Source organism: Halobacillus sp. B23F22_5 (assembly GCF_043497085.1).
Classification (GTDB): domain Bacteria; phylum Bacillota; class Bacilli; order Bacillales; family Halobacillaceae; genus Thalassobacillus.
The window spans coordinates 37091-56760 of sequence record NZ_JBIEKI010000014.1; the positions used below are offsets into that span (position 1 = coordinate 37091).

A 19670-nucleotide genomic window follows, 5' to 3' on the forward strand; every position below is an offset into this window, starting at 1 on the left:
GAGTTTAGGTCGTTGGGGAAGGATTCGCTTTCCTGCGGGGGACCTGGCGAGCTTCCTCGGGCTATCGCCCTGTGGGATCTCACCTAGATCCTTCTCCCGCGGGAGTCTCACCCTTCCCCCACGCCCTTTACCGTATAAGACACTCGAAATCGTGCTTGAAAAGTTCAGCCTTATTTTGTGAAGAGAATCCTATTAACTCGTAGTTTCTGTCCAAAAGCATACTATTCTTAAGAGAAGTTTCGAGATTCTAACCATTGTATGGTGGAGGGGAAAACGGTGAGACTCCTGTGGGAGGAACATGATCGGTGAGATCCCGCAAGGCGAAGCCTGAGGAAGCTCACCACATGCCCACGGAAAGCGATCCGTTTTCCCCTCCACCATAATCGCTACCTAAAGTCTCGAAACTGAGTCTTCAGCAAAAGGAAGCTTATCTGTAAAATCAACTTTGAAATTTACCAGAGCATTATTAAGTTCTTTGATATACAACTTCTCCATCTACTACCGTCATGGACACATTCGTATCGACAATTTCATGGGCTGCAAGCGTAAATAAGTCTCGATCTAATACAGTAAAGTCCGCAGTGTAACCCTCTTTTATTTTGCCTCGGTCGTGTTCATGTTTGATTGCAAATGCACTTCCGCTCGTATACAGCGATATCGCTTCATACATAGACAGCTGCTGGGAAGGATTATAGACTTTCTGATCATAGCTTGCCCGCCGTTCGACTGCGGCTCGAATACCCAACAAAGGATTGATCTCTTCGATCGGTGCATCTGAGCCTCCTGCACAAGGAATACCTTTATCTAATAAGGTTTTCCATGCATAAGCATGTTTCAGACGATGCTCACCGATTCGGTCGATTACCCAAGGGAAATCTGAAGCGACAAAAGTTGGCTGTAAATCCAATATGACATTCAAGCCGGTCAATTTCTCATATAATTCTTCGCGCATTATTTGTGCATGAATAATACGGTCTCTTTCGCCAGTAGATAAAGGATTTTCTTGAAGAATATCTGCGATTGTCTCAACTGCCTGGTCCCCAATTGCATGTATTGCTACAGGCATTTGTTTGTCCCTGGCCTGATGGATAAGTTTTTCTAAAGATTTCTTATCATGGATAGCTACACCACGATTCAGCGGGTCATCTGCATAAGCTTCTGATAACCAGGCTGTCCTTCCGCCAAGGGCCCCATCGGAAAATATTTTCATGGCACCTAATTCAACAAAATCCGTACCACTTTTAAACTTATACCCATTTTCATGCATATCTTCCACGACTTCATGATGTACCAATAAATGAGCCCGAAACTTCAATCGCTTCTCATCGATCACTGCCCGAAAAGCATCAAATGTTTTTTGAAAACCACCATAGTAATTCAAGTCTTCACTATGGCCGCCAACCAAACCATTCATGTGCATATCATTTACGGCCAGTTTTAACGCCCGTTCCAGGTATTGTGGGGTCACTTCCGGCATCGCTTGTTTGACAAGCTCCTGTGCTTGATCATGAAAGTAGCCAAGCGGTTCCCCTAGTTCAGAGCGAACAATCAGTCCGCCTTGAGGATCCGGTGTAGCAGCCGTTACTCCCCCGAGCTCCATTGCCTTTGAGTTGGCAAGCAGTGCATGTCGGCAAATCCTTGTCAGCATCATGGGATGGTCGGTGGTAATTTCATCGAGTTCATCTTTATAAATGATCCGCTGGTCTTCCCATTGATTTTCATTCCACCCCTCACCAATGATCCATTCCCCTTTAGGGATCTGCTCGGCATGCTGCCTCAAAGCCCATTTCACTTCCTCAGCAGATTTCATAAAAGACAAATCCAGCCGTTGAAGACGCTCGCCATGTCCAATAATATGTAAGTGGCTATCCACAAATCCCGGATACATGACGTGACCCATCAAGTTATATTCTTTCGTCAACTGTTTTTCATGCTTTTGATACAGCTGCTGGGTATTTCCTACTGCAATAATTTTTCCCTTATCTGTAACTACTGCTTCTACCCATTCCCCTTCTTTCTCCATTGTATAAATTTTGCCACCATACCATAATTCCGGCATAATACCTTCTCCCTTCTTAATAAAAATAATGCATTTTTGCTTTTCCGGTCTATTTAAGAGTAAACAACATAACCGTTTTACAGAACTTAATAGTTAATAACACCATACATTTATCATAAAGAAAAGCCTTGCTGAAGAACAGCAAGACTTTAGCCATACATATAATTTTTTAGTTATTGTTGTCCACCAAATTGTTGCTCAGCTTGTTGAACCAAGCGTTTAGTGATTTCACCACCAACAGAACCGTTGGCACGGGAAGTTGAATCTGGACCAAGTTGAACACCGAACTCTTGAGCGATTTCAGTTTTCATTTGGTTCAAAGCTTGTTGTACACCAGGTACTACTAATTGGTTTGAGCTGTTGTTGTTCGCCATGTTGTTTCACCTCCTCGTTACTTCTATCATGCGTAACGAGGATTTTTTTCATTCAAATCTTACACTGGTATTTGTTTCTAGTAGACTGAATGTTGTCATAGCGCATTTTTAGAATAAATCTTCAAATTCATTTTCTGATTTCGTCTCTGTTTGAAGTTTAAGCTCGATTATTTCTCTTTGCTCTACTGCCTGTTTGATATCTTCAGAAAAATCAACTGCCGCTTCATAATACTGGGCTTTTTCTTTACTTGGTCTGGTTTTAGGAGATTTTGGCACAAAAACTGTACAACAATCTTCATAAGGCCGGATAGAAACATCATACGTACCTATTTGTTGAGAAATCGATATGATATCAAGTTTATCCATGGCAACCAACGGACGGATAACTGGATAGTTGGTCACATCGTTGATAGCGCTCATACTCTCCATCGTTTGACTTGCAACCTGGCCCAGAGATTCCCCAGTGGTCATGGATAGAATCTCTTGTTCTTTTGCCACAGCTTCACTGATACGAAGCATCATCCTTCTCATTATGGTCATACTGTAGCCTTCCGGCATTTCCTGATGGATTTTTTGCTGAATATTGGTAAAAGGAACAATATGCACTTTGAGTTTAATACCATAGCGTGTCATTTCCTGTGCTAAATCCATCACTTTCTGTTTTGCCCGCTCACTCGTGTAGGGTGGTGAATGGAAATGAATTGCTTCAACTTCGACACCACGCTTCATGGCGAGGTAGCCGGCAACCGGACTATCAATCCCTCCGGATAAAAGTAACAAAGTTTTGCCAGTAGTACCTACTGGCAAACCACCTGCACCAGGATACTTTTTAGAAGTAATATAAACTGCGTCCTGGCGGATTTCTACAGTAATCTCAACATCGGGATTGTGGACATCAACCGTTACATCTTCTGTATTTTTTAGAATATGAGCACCCAATCGCTGATTCATTTCCTGCGATCCCACCGGGAAGGTTTTATCCGTGCGCTTGGCGGATATTTTGAAGGTCTTTGCGTTGTCTGCATCGTTAAAAGCAAACAGCACTGCTTCTTTGATTTTGTCTTCATCTTGTTCAGTCCGGACCGCAAAGCTTAAACTCTGAATACCAAACACTTCCTGACATGTTTCCATGACTTTATATGGATCTTCGCCATTCAACATGACATACATGCGATCTCTTGTTTTCTTGAGCTTAGTAGCCGGATATCGTTTCAACTTATGTGTAAGATTACTTTGCAGCTTTTGTTCAAACTTATGACGATTTTTCCCTTTTAGCGCCATTTCACCATAACGCACCATGATTTGATCGAATTGCATATTATATCTACCCCATCACTTTGTTTAATTCCATTAGCACTTTTTTCAATTCACTTACAAATGTATCAATTTCTTCTTGAGTATTTTGAAAAGACATACTGACTCTTAATGCACTTGTGGTCCTGTCTTCTCTCAGTTGGCAAGCAGCCAAAACAGCACTCTCATCTGATCGCTTGGAAGAGCATGCAGACATAGTTGAAATGTATATATCTTTTTCCCCGAGAGCATGAATAACAACTTCCGGCTTAAAGCCAGGGACAGAAATATTAACAATATGGGCTGCCGCATCTGCAGGTGAATTAATGATAACAAAAGGAATTGCAGCCAATCCTTTTCTCAATTGCTCATTCAAAGTTTCAAGCTTTTTCACTGCTGTTTGTTTTTGTTCCATAATCATACGCAATGCTTTTACAAAAGAAACGTTGCCAGCCAGATTTTCTGTGCCTGCCCGGTAAGCCCCTTCCTGGCCGCCACCGTGATGAAGAGGAAAGAGTGTCGTCCCCCTTTTTACAAATAAAGCTCCAGTACCATTCAAGCCATGTATCTTATGACCAGACATGGTACATAAATCGATCCCACAGTCATAAAAGTCGATATCTATTTTTCCAAGGCCCTGCACATGATCGACATGAAAAAATGTTTTCGGATATTGAGTAACGAGTTGACCGATTTCACGAATCGGCTGGACAGTCCCCAGCTCATTATTCACAGACATGATACTGATTAATATCGTATCCTGCCGTATATTTGCCTTTATATCGTCCACCCTCACGGAACCAGTCTCCGTCACAGGCAGATACGTAACTTCAAATCCTAACGATTCCAAAGCCCCACATGCTTGTAAAACAGAAGGATGTTCAATTTGGGTGGTAATAATATGCTTCCCTCGATTTTGATGTTCTAATGCAATCCCTTTGATCGCAATGTTGTTCCCTTCTGTTCCTCCAGATGTGAAAATCACCTCTTCTGGAGATACCTTAAGAAGCTGAGCCGCCTGTTTTTTTGATTGTAGTAATAAACGCTCCGCTTCACTTCCAAAACGGTGAATGGAAGAGGGGTTGGCATAATATTGTTCTGCTACTTTTTGAAAGCTCTGCACTACTTCCGGATACGGTTTCGTCGTCGCACTATTATCTAAATAAATCATCGGGATGTCCCCTTCGGCGTTATTTTGCAATCTCATATATTATCATAACTTATGTTAAAAATAAACAATACAGGAACTGTCACTAAAGTCATGACGGTTCCTGTATCCACACCATTTCTATTCTGTTGGTTCCTGGGCAACTTCTAATGATGTCAATAACGTATCAATCGAAAGACGTCCGTCTTCTGCAACGTCATCTATCCACGCTTCTGTAATTGCCATTTTACCTATAATAGTGTCACCTGCTGCTGTCTCTTTACTATCTACTTCCGATTCCAGTCTTGGAATAGGATGAACGCTGCGTTCCAGGGTGACTGCAGTATCCTTGACACTATGCGGCCGTGCTGTATATAACTCACCTTGCATCCGGGTGACTGCAATGAAGATAACTATTGCCCATAGGATAATGGTCAACAGGCCTAACAAAGCAACTAACCATTTTCTCATTGGTACCCACCCTAAACTAAAACGTTTTGTTGTGTTTCTAACCGGCTTAATACATCCGGGTCAATCTCTTGAATAGCTGCCGTGGCTTGTTCAAGCGCTGTGTCATAGTGGTAAGACCGGAATTCCCGTTCTGCTTCTGATAGCCTGGCAGCAATCAATGGATATTGGCTTCGATAACGATTTCCGTATTGAATTACGTATTCTGCAAGCTGTGCTTGATCCATAGTGTTACTGGCAGCTTCTGTTACATCACTGATTTTTGCTGAAGCATCATCCAGGGCAGCATTCACTTTTGTCATTTCCAGTGGCTGCTGCTCTAAAGTCATAAAGACCTTATTCAACTCCTCGTGCGCTTGTTTCAATTCAACCGCCAGTTCCTCAGGAATTCCAGGCATATTACTTTTATTTAATTTCCTATTGATATCCAATAAAGATTGTTGCATAGTGACTAGCTTTTCCTTTGCCTCATTTTCATCTTTGCGTAAGGCTCTGATTCTGTCACTGAAATCTTTATGTTCCACTTGCAGTTCTTCTAATTGTTGTTGGCAATCCTCAAGCTTTGCTTGTAAATCGGTGTATGAAGTTGTATCATCTTCCAATTTTTTCTGAAAATCGAGAAACTGCTTCTTGATTTTAATCATCCATTTTTCCAACAGTTGTTGTTTTTCCACATCTTCATCTTCAAAGTGATAGGTCCGCTGTAATTCTTTCACTTCTTCTTTCGTTGCAAGCAGAATTTGTTCTGATTCTTCCAGCACTCTCTGATAAGGTTCGTATTGTTTTTCGATATTGTTTCGAGCAATTGCTTCTTTTTCAAGCAACTGATATATCTCTTGAATACGTTCCTCGATTTCGCTAATTGAATCTTCCACACCATCCAGGCTGCTTTGTTCCATTACAGTTAGACAGTCAGCAAGGGTTTCCCTGTGATTATGTATTTCTTTCTCAAACCCAAGATGGTTCAGGCGATAACCTTCTTCTTTCATCTCTGCCATACCAGCAAGGATTTCATCTAACTGCATCGGTACTTCCTGCCGGCACTTTTTATATAATAACGGGAATGCAGCGATCCGATGTTGAAGCTCCTCCAGACTAATTTTTAGCTGGTGGACCAGCTGTTTCGCTTCCATATAATCGCCTTGCTCTACCAACTGCTGATAATCGTCAAGCATTTGCTGAATCCCATTTACTTCCTCATCAAACCCACGATATGCTTTACCATATTTATGGCGGTTTTGAATCAGTTCTTTTTTCAGCTCTTTTATTACAGGCTCAATTTGTTCGACTTCCTGGCGGCTTGACTCTTCTGATTCTAATAATTGTTCAAGTTCGTTGAATATTTTTTCTATGTCCGTTTCCGTGTTTTCCAGCTTCTTTTCTACCAGCTGAATTTTTTGCTTCGCTTTCCGGAACCGGTAACGGTCTGCCGCTTCTTCCACATCGAATAAATCTTCTTCCAGATTCGGGAGTTCTTGCGTTAAAATACTGTCCCAACGTTCCCGCCATGTTTCAAACTTCTCATGTGTTTCTCCTGATAAATTCAGATTCTTCACTTTTGACAGTTCTTCTGTCACTTTTCGGTTCATGATGTCCATTTTCCAATTTTCCAGTCGATCGACCTCATCATATATCTTTTTACGAGCAATCAAACCATATATGATGACCCCGATAACCACTAAAATTATCCCGATCAAATACTCCATAAACAGCCTCCTAACAGATGACACCTTTCGATAGAGGAGAATAGGCTCCAAAATGATAAATTGTTGTAATTATGATACCATGATAACGATCATTTTGGCTAAAATATTTCAAAATAATTAACAATATGACATTTTTTTCTACACTACAGGGGGAGTTTGATGATAATCGACGGTCACGTCCATACACCTTATTGTCCACACGGTTCTTCCGATTCATTTAAAGCCTATGTGGAACAAGCGCTGAAACAGGGTTATCAAACAATCACATTCACAGAACATGCACCTTTACCAGAATCGTTCCATGACCCTGTGCCTGATAAAGATAGTGGAATGAAACGTTCATTAATGGAACGTTATATCAGAGATATCCAGGAAATAAAAAAAGAATATCAAGAGGATATTGACATTCTTCTCGGACTTGAAGTCGACTATATCGAAGGGTATCAGCAGCAAACCTCCCGTTTTCTCTCCGATTATGGCGATGTCCTGGATGACAGTGTCCTTTCCGTTCATTTTTTAAAGGGACCGAGCGACAGGTACCATTGCATTGACTTCAGTGAGTCAGCGTTTCAAAAAGCAGTCGAAGATTTCGGTGCGATAGATAGGGTTTATCAAAGTTATTTTGCTACATTAGAACAGTCTATCCAGGCTGATCTAGGTCCTAATAAACCCACCAGAATCGGGCACATGACATTGATCAGGAAATTTCATCACCGTTTCCCTTCTCCATCAGGGTGGGATAAGCCAATCCCCGAGCTGTTAAAAAAAATCAAACAGAAAAGTTATCAACTTGACTATAACGGGGCCGGCTATTATAAGCCCGCCTGCCAGGAAAGCTATCCACCTCACACGATTGCCAAAAAAGCTTATAGGGCAGGTATTCCACTTGTTTATGGGTCCGATGCTCATACCAGCTCTGCTATTGGCCAGGGGCTTGACCAAATCGATCAGACACTGATCACTGGCTGAGCACAAAGCATTTCCACCCACTTTTTCACTGTGCGGCTGTACTGTTGAGCAAAGTAGCTGTGTGATTGATCGAAAGTCACGAAATCCTTCCAATCATGTGGCATTGCATAAGGCGCCTGCAGCATGCCTTTGAATTGCAGAAACAGAAATTTCGTATCTCTTTTCTCTTTCACCACTGGTGCCACAACCTGTTGAAACAAAGCATATAGTAAATGGTTTTCTTTGGACAGGTAAGTGACGAGCATTTCACGGACAAATTGGTTATCAAGAGAAAGTTCCCGTTGGATAAGACAGGTAAGTTGATGACGGTCCTGTTTATAATGTAAAATTACTTCAATCAGACGACACAGGCGGTCAATTGGTTTTAATTCATCCAGAGCTTCCGTCTGTTGTTCAATCAAATCGATATAATCTTCATAATAATCGATAATCAACGTTTCCAAAAGCCCTTGCTTGTTGGTGAAATAGTAACTGATCAATGAGACATTTACAGCTGCCTCGCCTGCAATATCCCTGACCGAGGTACCATGGTACCCCTTGAGGAAGAATTGCCGGCAAGCGACATCCATCACTTTTTGTCTGGTCGTGGTCTTTTTCATCAGGACATCAGCTCCTCTCTGTATTGATAAGAATTTCGCCGCAAATAAGCAAGAATCCTGTTAAAAACGTTCGTCAATTCCTGCGCTGGCAGGCTCGAAAAATATCGAATTAAGAAACTGGAGGGGTATCAGATGTTCCAAACCATCCACTATAATGGAACCCGAGAAGAAAACTATCAACTATTAATCAAGCAGCTGGCCGCCTTGCTCGAAGGGGAAACTGATCAAATAGCTAACCTTTCCAATGCTTCTGCTTTACTGAATCATTTTTTGGCGGATGTCAATTGGGTAGGGTTTTATATTTGGAAACAGGAAGAAAATGAATTGGTACTAGGCCCATTCCAGGGACTCCCAGCCTGTGTTCGTATTCCGTCGGGCAAAGGAGTATGCGGAACAGCAGTTTCAGATAAACAAACACAACTTGTCTCAGATGTACAAGCCTTTCCCGGACATATCGCTTGTGATGCCGCAAGTCAGTCTGAAATTGTTGTGCCCTTGCATAAAGGTGGAGAGATATTTGGAGTCTTGGATATAGACAGCCCATCTAAAAATCGTTTCGATGAAAAAGATAAAGAGTACCTTGAGGAATTCGCCCGTACACTGGAAAGCCACCTTTAATTATAACTGGTAAATCTCAATTCTCCCTTGACTTCTCTATCTGTAGAGCCTATAATAGCCTTTGTGTAAAATAAATGGCAGCCTATGTGAACCTGCGTTGTCATCATTTTGTTCCTCTAAGATGAGGTGCATCGTGTAACTCTCTGCTGCTGGAGCGATGGTGCATGAAAACAAAATGAGCATCGTGTGTGGGACACACTGTTTTTATTTTATGCAAATAAAATAAAAAGGAGGAAATACCTATGGCACGCTATACAGGTCCGACTTGGAAAAAGTCACGTCGCCTTGGCATTTCTTTAAGCGGAACAGGTAAGGAGCTTGACAAGCGCCCTTACGCTCCAGGACAACATGGTCCAAACCAACGTAAAAAACTTTCAGAATACGGTCTTCAACTACAAGAGAAGCAGAAGCTTCGCTTTATGTATGGACTAACGGAACGTCAATTCCGTCGCCTATTCGAAGAAGCTGGTAACATGAAAGGGATCCACGGTGAAAACTTCATGACTTTACTAGAATCCCGTTTGGATAACCTTGTTTACCGCTTAGGCTTGGCTCGTACTCGTCGTCAAGCTCGTCAATTGGTAAACCACGGTCACGTGACTGTTGATGGTGGACGTGTTGACATTCCATCTTACCGCGTGAAGCCTGGTCAAGTTATTGGCCTACGCGAAAAATCCCAAAATCTTGACTCTATCAAAGAAGCGGTAGAAGTGAACAATTTCGTTCCTGAATACCTTACTTTTGATGAAGAGAAAATGGAAGGTACTTACAGCCGTCTTCCAGAACGCGCTGAGCTTCCTTCTGAAATCAACGAAGCACTTATCGTTGAGTTCTACTCTCGTTAATATGCTTCAACTAAAAGCCATCCGCTGCGCGGATGGCTTTTTAATTACCCCCAAACTATACAAATGAAAAACTAAAGGATAGAAAAAAAGACTGCCGAGACTTTCTCGACAGTCTAAATCCTGTGGGAACCCCACAATTTTTTACTTTTAATGAAAACGAATCATGAAATATTTCTTCTTACCACGGCGGATGATCGTGAATTTTCCTTCGATACGATCTTCCTCCTCCAATGTATGGCCAACCTCCTGCTGACGCTCATCATTGATGTAAATCGCACCGTTCTTAATATCTTCACGAGCCTGCCGTTTGGAAGAGGAAATACCCGCTTCTACCAGCAGCTCGACCAAACCGATTTCTTGATTGTCTACGGTATGGGTCGGAACATCTTTGAAGCCCTGTTCGATTTCTTCTCCGGTCAATGACTTGATATCCCCACTGAACAAAGCTTCTGTAATACGCTGTGCTTGCTCTAATGCTCCCTTTCCATGAACCATCTCGGTCATTTCTTCAGCCAGCCGGCGCTGAGCCGCGCGTTTTTCCGGCTGTTCTTGTAAATCTTTTTCCAATTCAGCGATTTCTTTAATCTCCAGGAACGTAAAAGATTTCAAGAACTTGATGACATCACGGTCATCGGTATTGATCCAGAACTGGTAAAACTCGTATGGAGAGGTCTTTTTCTCATCAAGCCAAATCGCTCCACCAGCTGTTTTACCGAACTTGCTGCCATCTGCCTTTGTCACCAGCGGGACAGTAAGTCCGTATGCTTTCACTTCTTCTTCTCCACCAGTACGTCTCCGGATGAATTCAAGTCCGGCAGTAATATTCCCCCACTGGTCGCTTCCTCCGATTTGTAAGGTACAATTCTCTTTTTGGTACAAGTTGTAGAAGTCGAGCGATTGCAGAATCATGTAACTGAATTCTGTGTAAGAAATCCCCTGTTCAATACGGGACTCGACAGAATCTTTGGCAAGCATGTAGTTGATTCCAAAATGCTTTCCGGTGTCACGCAGGAACTCAATGATATTTATGGAAGAAAGCCACTCAAAGTTATTGCGTGCGACTGCCGCATTCTTCCCCTTATCAAAATCCAACAGCTTGGCAAGCTGTTTCTTGATACTTTCGCTAAATCCTTCTACTACATGGGCTTCATTTAATTGCCGCTCTGTGGAACGTCCGCTTGGATCTCCGATCATCCCTGTACCTCCGCCTACTAAGGCTATTGGACGATGCCCTGCACGCTGGAATCTTTTCAACATCAAGATTGGCAGCAGATGTCCAATATGTAAGCTATCGGCAGTTGGGTCAAACCCACAATATAATGTCACCTGGTTCTCCTCCAGATGCTTCTTCAATCCTTCTTCATCTGTGATTTGATTAATTAAGCCTCTCTGTTCTAAATCCTGTAAAATATCCATGCTTTCACTCCTCCATTTAATACAGTTGAACCAACAGCCAAATGGTAATTTTATCCATAAAAAGACAAATAAAAAACCCGTCCTTAAAAAAAGGGACGAGATTGTCGCGGTACCACCCTTGTTGCATGTAAAACATGCCACTTGTATCGATAACGGCTTGGTTCAAACCGTCTTCTGTACATACAGAAGAAAGCTCCGGACCGTAATTCGCAAGATAAATGTGTACCGCCTCGCAGCAGCCGGCGGCTCTCTGGAACAGGGATTCTCTTGCTACTTCAATCGTTCATTGCTTTTGCTATTTAACTTAATAATATTTTTAACATAGTCATTTCAAAAAAGCAATCTTAAATTAAATTCGTCCATACCTGAGCCTGGCAGAATGTGTTATAATATAGACTGGAATTTTAGGAGGTCTTATTATGTCTAATAACCCATTAAAAGGTATAAATAAAGAGAAAATCAAAGAATTTTGGCAGAGTGGCAAACTGCAAAAGTCCAGCCGCATCACCTATGATGTTGCCTGGAACATCATTTTGTTCTTTATTATCCTTGGTGTCATCGGACTGTTTTTTGCCGGTGGTGCAGGCGCAGGATATTTCGCATCACTTGTCAAAGACGAAACAGTCAGAAGCAAGGAGGAAATGAGTAAGGATATCTATGATTATTCCTCTACATCAGAACTTTATTTTGCAGATAACAAATACTTAGGAAAGATACGCTCCGACTTGCACCGTGAGGAAATCACCCTCGAAGAGGTAGCTCCATACTTAAAACATGCAATCATCGCTACAGAGGATGCTAATTTCAATGAACACGATGGCGTAGTACCTAAAGCAATTATGCGGGCTGTCGCACAGGAAGTAACCAACGCTTCTGTCAAAACCGGTGGAAGTACGCTCACACAACAATTAATAAAAAACCAGATCTTGACTAATGAAGTATCTTTTGAACGTAAAGCTAAAGAAATTCTTCTTGCCCTTCGCTTGGAGCGTTTCTTTGAAAAAGATGAAATATTAGAGGCATATTTGAACATCGTACCATTCGGTCGAGATGCAAACGGCCGCAATATTGCTGGTATTCAAACAGCAGCCCAGGGAATTTTCAATGTGGATGCAAAAGATCTATCCCTCCCTCAAGCTGCATTCATAGCAGGACTCCCTCAAAGTCCAACCTATTACTCTCCTTTTACTAATGGAGGAAAGCAAAAAGAAAACATCGAACCGGGTCTTAGCAGAATGCGTGAGGTTTTGTCCCGGATGTTGGAGGCCGGGTATATTACCCAGCAGGAATACGACAAAGCGATCAACTATGACGTGAAAGCGAACCTGGCAAAGCCGGAACCTTCTTCAGTCAATGAATACCCTTGGCTGACCTTCGAAGTGGAAGACCGGGCAAAAGAGATTCTAACTAGGAATCTAGCAAAACAGGCCGGGTATACTTTGGAAGATTTAAAGAATAATGAAGATTTGAGAAAAGAATTCCAGCAAAATGCCGAACGTGCACTTCGTTCTGGTGGTTACAAAGTGCATACGACAATCAATAAAGATATGTATGATGTCGTCCAAAAAGTGAAAAATGAATATACCAATTATGGCCGCGATAAGACTACTCAATTGGAAGATGCTGATGGCAACATGGTAGATGTCACACTGCCTGTACAGGTAGGAAGTGTGATCATGGAAAACAAAACCGGCAAAGTGCTTGCCTTTATCGGGGGCCGTGACTTCTTTAATAAAGGTGAATTGAATCACGCTACTCAGGCACGTCGTTCAGCTGGTAGTACTATGAAACCAATTCTGGCTTACGCGCCGGGTATTGAAGAAGGCGTGCTTCACCCTGGGTCTGTATTTGCCGATGTTCCTTACAAATATGAGAATTCCAATACAACATTGAGCAACTATACTGGAAGATACCATGGGTTCACTTCGGTACGATACGCTTTGGCGAAATCTTATAACGTCCCTGCCGTCAAAGCTTATACTGAAGCAAAAAAGAGTGTAGATATGAAAAAATACGGAAAAGGCATGGGTTTCACTACTATTTCTGACGATGGTTATTCATGGCAGACTACCGCTATTGGTACCCATGAAGTGACAATTGAGGAAAACACCAATGCTTTCGCAACATTGGGGAATAACGGAAAGTTTGTCGATGCCTACATGATTGAGAAGATTGTCGACAAAAATGGCGATACAATTTACGAGCATGAAAGCAAAGCTGAAAAAGTCTTCAGTCCTCAAACCTCTTATTTGACGCTGGATATGATGAGAGATGTCCTTAAATACGGAACAGCCGCTGGCATTAAAGGACAGCTTACCAACCCTGGCGTAGATTGGGCTGGTAAAACGGGTACCTCCAATGATTATAAAGATACGTGGTTTATTGCTACGAATCCGAATATCACTGTAAGCATGTGGATGGGTTATGATTACAAACTAAAACTTGATAGTAATGGTTATAGCAGCCGTAACACCACCCTGTGGGCACGTGTTGTCAATGCTATTTCTGAGGTCAATCCTGAAGTCGCTGTTCCTAACAAGAGCTTCCAACGCCCAGAAGGTATTGTCCAGCGATCTTATTGCGCTACATCGGGGCTATTACCATCAGACTTATGTTCGAAAGCAGGGCTCGTAGAAACAGACATCTATAACGCTAAGTTCGCACCATCCAAGAAAGATGACAGCTTGATCAATGGCGGTAATTTCGTGAGAGTAAAAGATAAAACTGTGGTGGCAGGACCTAATACACCACGCGAATTTGTCAACGAAAGCTCAAACGGAGTCATGTTGAATCCTGAATTCTTAAAAGAAAACAATCTGAATACCGCAGAAAAGCTTCGTCATCTGATACCTTCTTCCGGAAAATGGAGCAATGTCGCTTTACCAAGTGGAACTGCCTCCAACGTTTCCGAAGGTATTGACAATGACGGCCAAAACCCAGCCGCACCTGGTGGAATTTCCGCAAGTGGATCCGCTATCAGCTGGTCTGCTTCATCCAGTAATGATGTGGTTGGTTATCGTGTATATCGTGCTTCTTCTAAAGGCGGTCCGTTTAGCCTGATTGGCAGTACGACAAACACGAAGTATGGATTTTCTGGATCTGCCGGTTTCTATGCAGTTCGTGCTGTCGATTACTTTGGAATGGAATCTTCCTTGTCTTCTTCAACCAAGGTAGGATCTCCTGGACAGCCTAGCGAACCGGATGAACCAGCTGATACTCCTCCAGAAGAGCCTCAAGAGGAACCAGAAGAAGATCCGGAGGAGCAGCCTGAGGAACCACCAGCTGGTGAGGAATCTGATGAACCGACAAACACGGATGGTTCTGACACTAGTGACAGCAGTGAAAACAATTCAGGCAACGAAGATGGAAATACGAATGAAAACACGGAAGAAGAGACTACTGATTCCACTAATCAAAGCAATAACGGATGATATATTGTCAACTCCCCCTCTGCCTTAGTCAGAGCGGGGAGTTTTTTATTACTTGGGGTTCATGCCAGTTGATAGATTCAATTTAGGTAGATTTCATGTATAATGGAAAACAACAGTGATAATAACCTTTATAGCAGGTGGTGTATCGATGAAGCATGTAAAAACGTATCATTCCAAGGAACTGGATACGGAAAATGGACCTTTGGTCATTGAAGGCCCGCTTACCTCTGAAGAACTCTCCAACTATGAATTTCACCCAGATTTGAATGCCTTTCGTCCAGGTCCAAAGCAATTCGAAGCAATCAAGAGTATTGCTGACTTTGAAGAAGGCCGAATTATCATTGCAAGACATGAAAATACCATAGCCGGCTATGTAACTTATCTGCATCCAGATCCGCTGGAGCGGTGGTCAGAGTTTCAAATGGAAGACTTGATTGAACTTGGAGCCATTGAAGTCATCCCGGATTTTCGAGGTGCCCGGGTTGGTTCTCATTTACTGCAAGTAGCGATGATGGACGAATTTATGGAGAATTATATTATCATTTCTACCGAGTACTATTGGCATTGGGATTTGAAAGGTACTGGGCTTAGCATATGGAATTACCGAAAAGTGATGGAAAAAATGATGGCGGCAGGCGGACTGAAACCTGCTCCGACAGATGACCCTGAAATCGTATCTCATCCCGCAAACTGTTTGATGGTACGTCTCGGCAAGCATGTTCCCGAGTCATCCATAGAAAAGTTTGATCAATTGAGATTTTTGAACCGTCACAGACAAGGAAAACAAGGGAGGTAATCCAATGCTTGTAGAAGAAATCATGAAAACTGAAGTAATCACTATGGCACCTACAGAAACTATCGGCAAAGCACTCCGGCTGTTGAATGACCATCATATCCGGCATTTACCGATTGTTGATAGTGAAAATCAGGTGCTCGGTATTGTTTCCGATCGTGATGTCCGGGATGCCAGCCCATCAATTTTTGATGATTCGGAACCGGATGAGTTTGAAAATGAAATACAAACCATCATGTCCAATCCTGTCATCACTGTCCACCCGCTCGATTTTGTCGAAGAAGTGGCAAGCATATTTTATGAACACGAAATAGCTTGTGTACCAGTGACGAAAGAAGATAAACTGGTAGGGATCATCACAGAAAAAGACATGCTATATACGTTAATACAATTGACAGGAACCAATGTACAAAGTTCTCAAATTGAAATCAAAGTTAAAAATATACCTGGCATCCTTCCGAAAGTGACACAGGTATTCGGGAAAAGAAAAGTCAATATCAGTTCTGTTTTAATTTATCCATACAAACCTGATTCTCGCTACAAAATACTTGTCTTCCGTATTCAAACCATGAATCCGATGCCTACGATCGAGGACTTGAAAGAAGCGGGATATGAAGTGTTATGGCCAAACATGCCGGGGATGTCATTATGAATTGTAAGGCCGGATTCGTTTATTCCGATGCTTTCATCAAATATCATTTTCGAGATGATCATCCCTTCAATCAATTACGTGTACAGATGACCAAGGAATTACTCGAATCTGAAAAAGTATTGGAATCTGAACATTTTCTCTCTCCCCGGTTAGCTACGGAAGAGGAGTTGGCGCTGGTACATAGTCCTACCTATATAGAGGCTGTTAAAAAGGCAAGCAAAGGAGCACTGACCGAAGAGGAAGGTATGGAGTTTGGCATCGGTACCGAAGACACTCCTATGTTTACTGGCATGCATGAGGCTTCTTCCCTTTTAGTCGGTAGTACATTGACTGCAATTGATGCTGTATTAGAAGGCAACTGTGAACATGCTTTGAACCTTGGCGGCGGCCTGCATCATGGATTTGAACGAAAAGCTTCCGGATTTTGCATCTATAATGACGGGGCGGTTGGTATAGAATATATTAGAAAAAAATATAACTATAAGGTGTTGTATGTGGATACGGATGCCCATCATGGAGACGGCGTCCAATGGTTATTCTACGACGACCCTAATGTCTGCACACTCTCTATTCATGAGACTGGACGCTACTTATTTCCAGGCACAGGCAATGTGACGGAGCGGGGACTTAAAGAAGGATATGGCTATTCCTTCAACCTTCCTATCGACGCTTTTACAGAAGACGAATCCTTTCTTGACTTATATGAATCCGCTCTCAAAGAAATAGTGGAATATTTCCAGCCTGATGTTATTTTGACCCAGAACGGAGCAGATGCTCACTACTTTGATCCATTGACTCATTTATGTTCTACTATGAAAACATACGAACGGATACCTCAACTCGCTCATGAATTAGCCCATCAACATTGTGAAGGACGTTGGATTGCGCTTGGCGGCGGGGGATATGATATGTGGCGGGTAGTACCGAGAGCATGGGCTCAAATTTGGAAGACAATGATATCTGGTCAACCTTTTCAAGGAAAATTACCGGAGGATTGGAGAAATAAATGGCAAAAGCAAGCCCCTGTTGAACTTCCGACCACCTGGCATGATCCTGAAGGTCTTTATAAACCTATTCCGCGAAAAGCGGAAATTACAGAAAAAAATAAAAAAGTGTTAGCTAATGCGTTACAATTTATCCATAATCAAAAAAAATACAACCATTTATCCCCATAAAAACAAAAGCGCAAGCGCCTTACTAGTAATGATGTTCGACTAAAAACGGCACGTCCTGTGCCAACGTCGAACTGACCTGCATCCTCGAAAAAGGAAACCACTTTTTCTTCGTGCGATGTAGTTCTAAGAAGCATTCCTTGTCCTGCAGGCCCCCGACAAGCTTAAGCCAAGCCTTGCCGTGACGTTTTTTGTACTTTCAGTCAAATCAAGTTTAATAAAGGTTTAAAGTATAAGTAAAACTAAGGCTTTCGCCATATACCCTCGGCGATAAGCCAAGTTTTTCTAATCACAGAGAGGATTGACTTAAGACCTCGAGGGGGTAGGCGCTGGCCGATGAAAACGCCACGTCCTGTGGCGACATCGGCACTAGCACGTCCTGGGCGTCGGAGCTGGATGCAGCCCGTTGCAAAATGCTTTATACCCAAATGACTCAATTTAATTATTTCCTAGACGATAAAAAACCACCTGTATGCTGGTATCCCAGCGCAATCAGGTGGTTTTTTAATGGTTAAGAGGAAGTTTTTTCACGGCTGTATGCAGGATCTAAAATAACTATTTCTACTCGCCTGTTTTTCCCCCAATTTTCAGGAGAATCATTAGGTGCAGCTGGACGTGTATCTCCATAGGCTACTGCAGAAAAACGTTCCCTATCCAGACTGGTTTCTCCTACAATATAGCGAATAACACTGCTCGCCCTGGCACCGGATAGCTCCCAGTTAGATGGATAACGGAACGTCGAGATGGGACGATCATCGGTATGTCCCTCTACAGTAATATCGTTCGGAATATTCTTCAGCAATGTTCCGACCTTACTGAGGAATGGTTTTCCTGATTCTAATACTTCTGCTTCAGCTGACTCAAATAATAATTGCTCTTGAAGTACCAGTACCACTCCACGATCTGTGCGATTAGCAGATATCACATCATTCAGCTGATTATTATTTAAAAAAGTTTCCACTTCTTCAACTAATTGATCAAGTTCGTGTTCTTTTTGAGAATGATCATCTTCAGCGTCGTGTTCCGTGGTATTGACTTCGTTGGTTGGATTTTCAAATTCATTCGATTGTTCCCCATTCTCCTCCGGGTCTGTCTTTTCTGTCGGGTTATCCATTTCCACAGGGGAAGGGTAAAAATCGAAGATCATCCTGTTACGGAAAGATTCAGAGATTGCTTCAAACTTAACTAGATCGATTTGTGACATCGAAAATAATAAGATGAAGAAAACAAGGATCAGAGTCATCAGATCAGAGTATGTAACCATCCAGCGTGGGGCACCTTTTTCTTCCCGCTTTTTTATGCGATTCCTACGCCTCATTGGCTGCTTCCCCCACAAAGGCTTCTTCTTCCTGACTCTCTTGTTTTTCTTCCTCTGAAAGGAAGGCACTTAATTTCTCTTCCAGGATTTTAGGGTTTTGTCCTGATTGTACCCCAATGACTCCTTCGATGATGATTTGTTTTATAAATATCTCTTGTTCCGTCTTATTTTCAAGCTTACCTGCCATTGGAATAAATACCAGGTTAGCCATTACTGTGCCATAAAAAGTGGTTAAAAGAGCAACAGCCATTTTCGGACCTAAAGTTGTAGGATCTGTCAGACTGTTCAGCATAAGCACAAGACCGATCAACGTCCCAATCATCCCCCATGCTGGAGCATATTCTCCTGCTTTTTCAATAATCGACCTTCCTCTTTGATGCCTTTCTTCTAAAGCGGCAATCTCTGCATCCATAATATCCTGAATAACATCAGGCTCAATACCGTCCACAGCTAACAAGATCCCTTTTCTGATAAAAGGATCCTCGACCTCCTCCAGCTCTGATTCCAAGGCTAGCAAGCCTTCTCGTCTGGCTCTCTCTGATAGCCGTATAAATAGCGTGATCAGTTCACGAAGATTCAAATCATTTTGATGAAATGATTCTTTGAACACTCGAAAAGTAAGCTTGATCTCGCTTATATTAAAATTAATAATAAGTGCTGCCATTAATCCCCCTAGGACAATCACGATCGATGAGACTTGAATGAAGGATTGGACTCCGGAGGTCCCACCACTGGAAAGAATCCCGAACATGATCATAATCGCACCTAAAGTAATGCCGACAGGAGTTAAAATATCACGCTTTTTCATAC

The 19670-nt window shown here is 42.3% G+C and carries 17 protein-coding genes and 1 other annotated feature; of the genes, 7 read left to right on the forward strand and 10 right to left on the reverse strand.

The features are described 5' to 3' along the window. Positions 1-466: 466 nt before the first annotated feature. From ACGTN9_RS15890 to ezrA, 6 genes are all read right to left on the reverse strand, one after another. Positions 467-2059 (reverse strand): amidohydrolase, encoded by a 1593-nt coding sequence (locus ACGTN9_RS15890; RefSeq protein WP_499594412.1) that lies wholly within the window; start codon positions 2057-2059, stop codon positions 467-469. Positions 2060-2232: 173 nt separating this feature from the next. Next, the gene (locus tag ACGTN9_RS15895) at positions 2233-2433 is read right to left on the reverse strand and encodes an alpha/beta-type small acid-soluble spore protein (protein WP_499594414.1); all 201 of its coding nucleotides are present in this window, start codon (positions 2431-2433) and stop codon (positions 2233-2235) included. A gap of 108 nt (positions 2434-2541) precedes the next feature. Then, positions 2542-3750, reverse strand: a complete 1209-nt coding sequence (thiI, locus tag ACGTN9_RS15900; RefSeq protein WP_499594416.1) for a tRNA uracil 4-sulfurtransferase ThiI — start codon at positions 3748-3750, stop codon at positions 2542-2544. A 7-nt stretch (positions 3751-3757) separates the two neighbouring features. Then, positions 3758-4897: a cysteine desulfurase family protein gene (locus tag ACGTN9_RS15905; RefSeq protein WP_499594418.1), complete on the reverse strand. Its 1140-nt coding sequence runs from the start codon at positions 4895-4897 to the stop codon at positions 3758-3760. 117 nt (positions 4898-5014) lie between these two features. Continuing rightward, positions 5015-5344, reverse strand: a complete 330-nt coding sequence (locus tag ACGTN9_RS15910) for a hypothetical protein (RefSeq protein WP_499594420.1) — start codon at positions 5342-5344, stop codon at positions 5015-5017. Between the two features lie 11 nt (positions 5345-5355). Continuing rightward, positions 5356-7047 carry a septation ring formation regulator EzrA gene (gene ezrA, locus ACGTN9_RS15915; RefSeq protein WP_499594422.1) on the reverse strand — a complete coding sequence of 564 codons (1692 nt, stop codon included), beginning with the start codon at positions 7045-7047 and terminating at the stop codon, positions 5356-5358. A 159-nt stretch (positions 7048-7206) separates the two neighbouring features. Between ezrA and hisJ the strand changes: the two genes are divergently transcribed. Further along, positions 7207-8016, forward strand: coding sequence for a histidinol-phosphatase HisJ (hisJ, locus tag ACGTN9_RS15920; protein WP_499594424.1), 810 nt, complete (start codon positions 7207-7209; stop codon positions 8014-8016). Here hisJ and refZ read toward each other — a convergent pair. Then, positions 7995-8615, reverse strand: a complete 621-nt coding sequence (refZ, locus tag ACGTN9_RS15925) for a forespore capture DNA-binding protein RefZ (RefSeq protein WP_499594426.1) — start codon at positions 8613-8615, stop codon at positions 7995-7997. The two genes, hisJ and refZ, sit on opposite strands and share 22 nt — an antisense overlap. Before the next feature lie 132 nt (positions 8616-8747). On the opposite strand from refZ, the gene ACGTN9_RS15930 reads away from it, so the two are divergent. Together ACGTN9_RS15930 and rpsD are read left to right on the forward strand one after the other, a co-directional pair. Further along, on the forward strand, positions 8748-9233 hold the full coding sequence (locus ACGTN9_RS15930; protein ID WP_499594428.1) for a GAF domain-containing protein: 486 nt from the start codon (positions 8748-8750) through the stop codon (positions 9231-9233). A 242-nt stretch (positions 9234-9475) separates the two neighbouring features. Next, on the forward strand, positions 9476-10078 hold the full coding sequence (rpsD, locus tag ACGTN9_RS15935) for a 30S ribosomal protein S4 (RefSeq protein WP_028783475.1): 603 nt from the start codon (positions 9476-9478) through the stop codon (positions 10076-10078). Between the two features lie 147 nt (positions 10079-10225). Here rpsD and tyrS read toward each other — a convergent pair whose 3' ends face one another. After that, positions 10226-11494: a tyrosine--tRNA ligase gene (gene tyrS / locus ACGTN9_RS15940; protein ID WP_499594430.1), complete on the reverse strand. Its 1269-nt coding sequence runs from the start codon at positions 11492-11494 to the stop codon at positions 10226-10228. Positions 11495-11582: 88 nt separating this feature from the next. Next, positions 11583-11790 (reverse strand) — a binding site (T-box leader). 123 nt (positions 11791-11913) lie between these two features. Between tyrS and ACGTN9_RS15945 the strand changes: the two genes are divergently transcribed. From ACGTN9_RS15945 to ACGTN9_RS15960, 4 genes are all read left to right on the forward strand, one after another. Continuing rightward, entirely contained in the window at positions 11914-14925 is a 3012-nt protein-coding gene (locus ACGTN9_RS15945) for a transglycosylase domain-containing protein (protein ID WP_499594432.1), read from the forward strand. Between the two features lie 148 nt (positions 14926-15073). Continuing rightward, positions 15074-15721: a GNAT family N-acetyltransferase gene (locus ACGTN9_RS15950; RefSeq protein ID WP_499594434.1), complete on the forward strand. Its 648-nt coding sequence runs from the start codon at positions 15074-15076 to the stop codon at positions 15719-15721. 4 nt (positions 15722-15725) lie between these two features. Further along, the gene (locus ACGTN9_RS15955) at positions 15726-16370 is read left to right on the forward strand and encodes an acetoin utilization AcuB family protein (RefSeq protein WP_499594436.1); all 645 of its coding nucleotides are present in this window, start codon (positions 15726-15728) and stop codon (positions 16368-16370) included. Then, the gene (locus tag ACGTN9_RS15960) at positions 16340-17545 is read left to right on the forward strand and encodes an acetoin utilization protein AcuC (RefSeq protein ID WP_499594439.1); all 1206 of its coding nucleotides are present in this window, start codon (positions 16340-16342) and stop codon (positions 17543-17545) included. Before ACGTN9_RS15955 ends, ACGTN9_RS15960 begins: the two co-directional genes overlap by 31 nt. Before the next feature lie 508 nt (positions 17546-18053). Here ACGTN9_RS15960 and motS read toward each other — a convergent pair. After that, the gene (motS, locus tag ACGTN9_RS15965; RefSeq protein WP_499594442.1) at positions 18054-18860 is read right to left on the reverse strand and encodes a flagellar motor protein MotS; all 807 of its coding nucleotides are present in this window, start codon (positions 18858-18860) and stop codon (positions 18054-18056) included. Continuing rightward, positions 18850-19668, reverse strand: coding sequence for a flagellar motor protein MotP (gene motP / locus ACGTN9_RS15970; RefSeq protein ID WP_499594444.1), 819 nt, complete (start codon positions 19666-19668; stop codon positions 18850-18852). The genes motS and motP overlap by 11 nt, the downstream gene beginning before the upstream one ends. Positions 19669-19670: the final 2 nt, after the last annotated feature.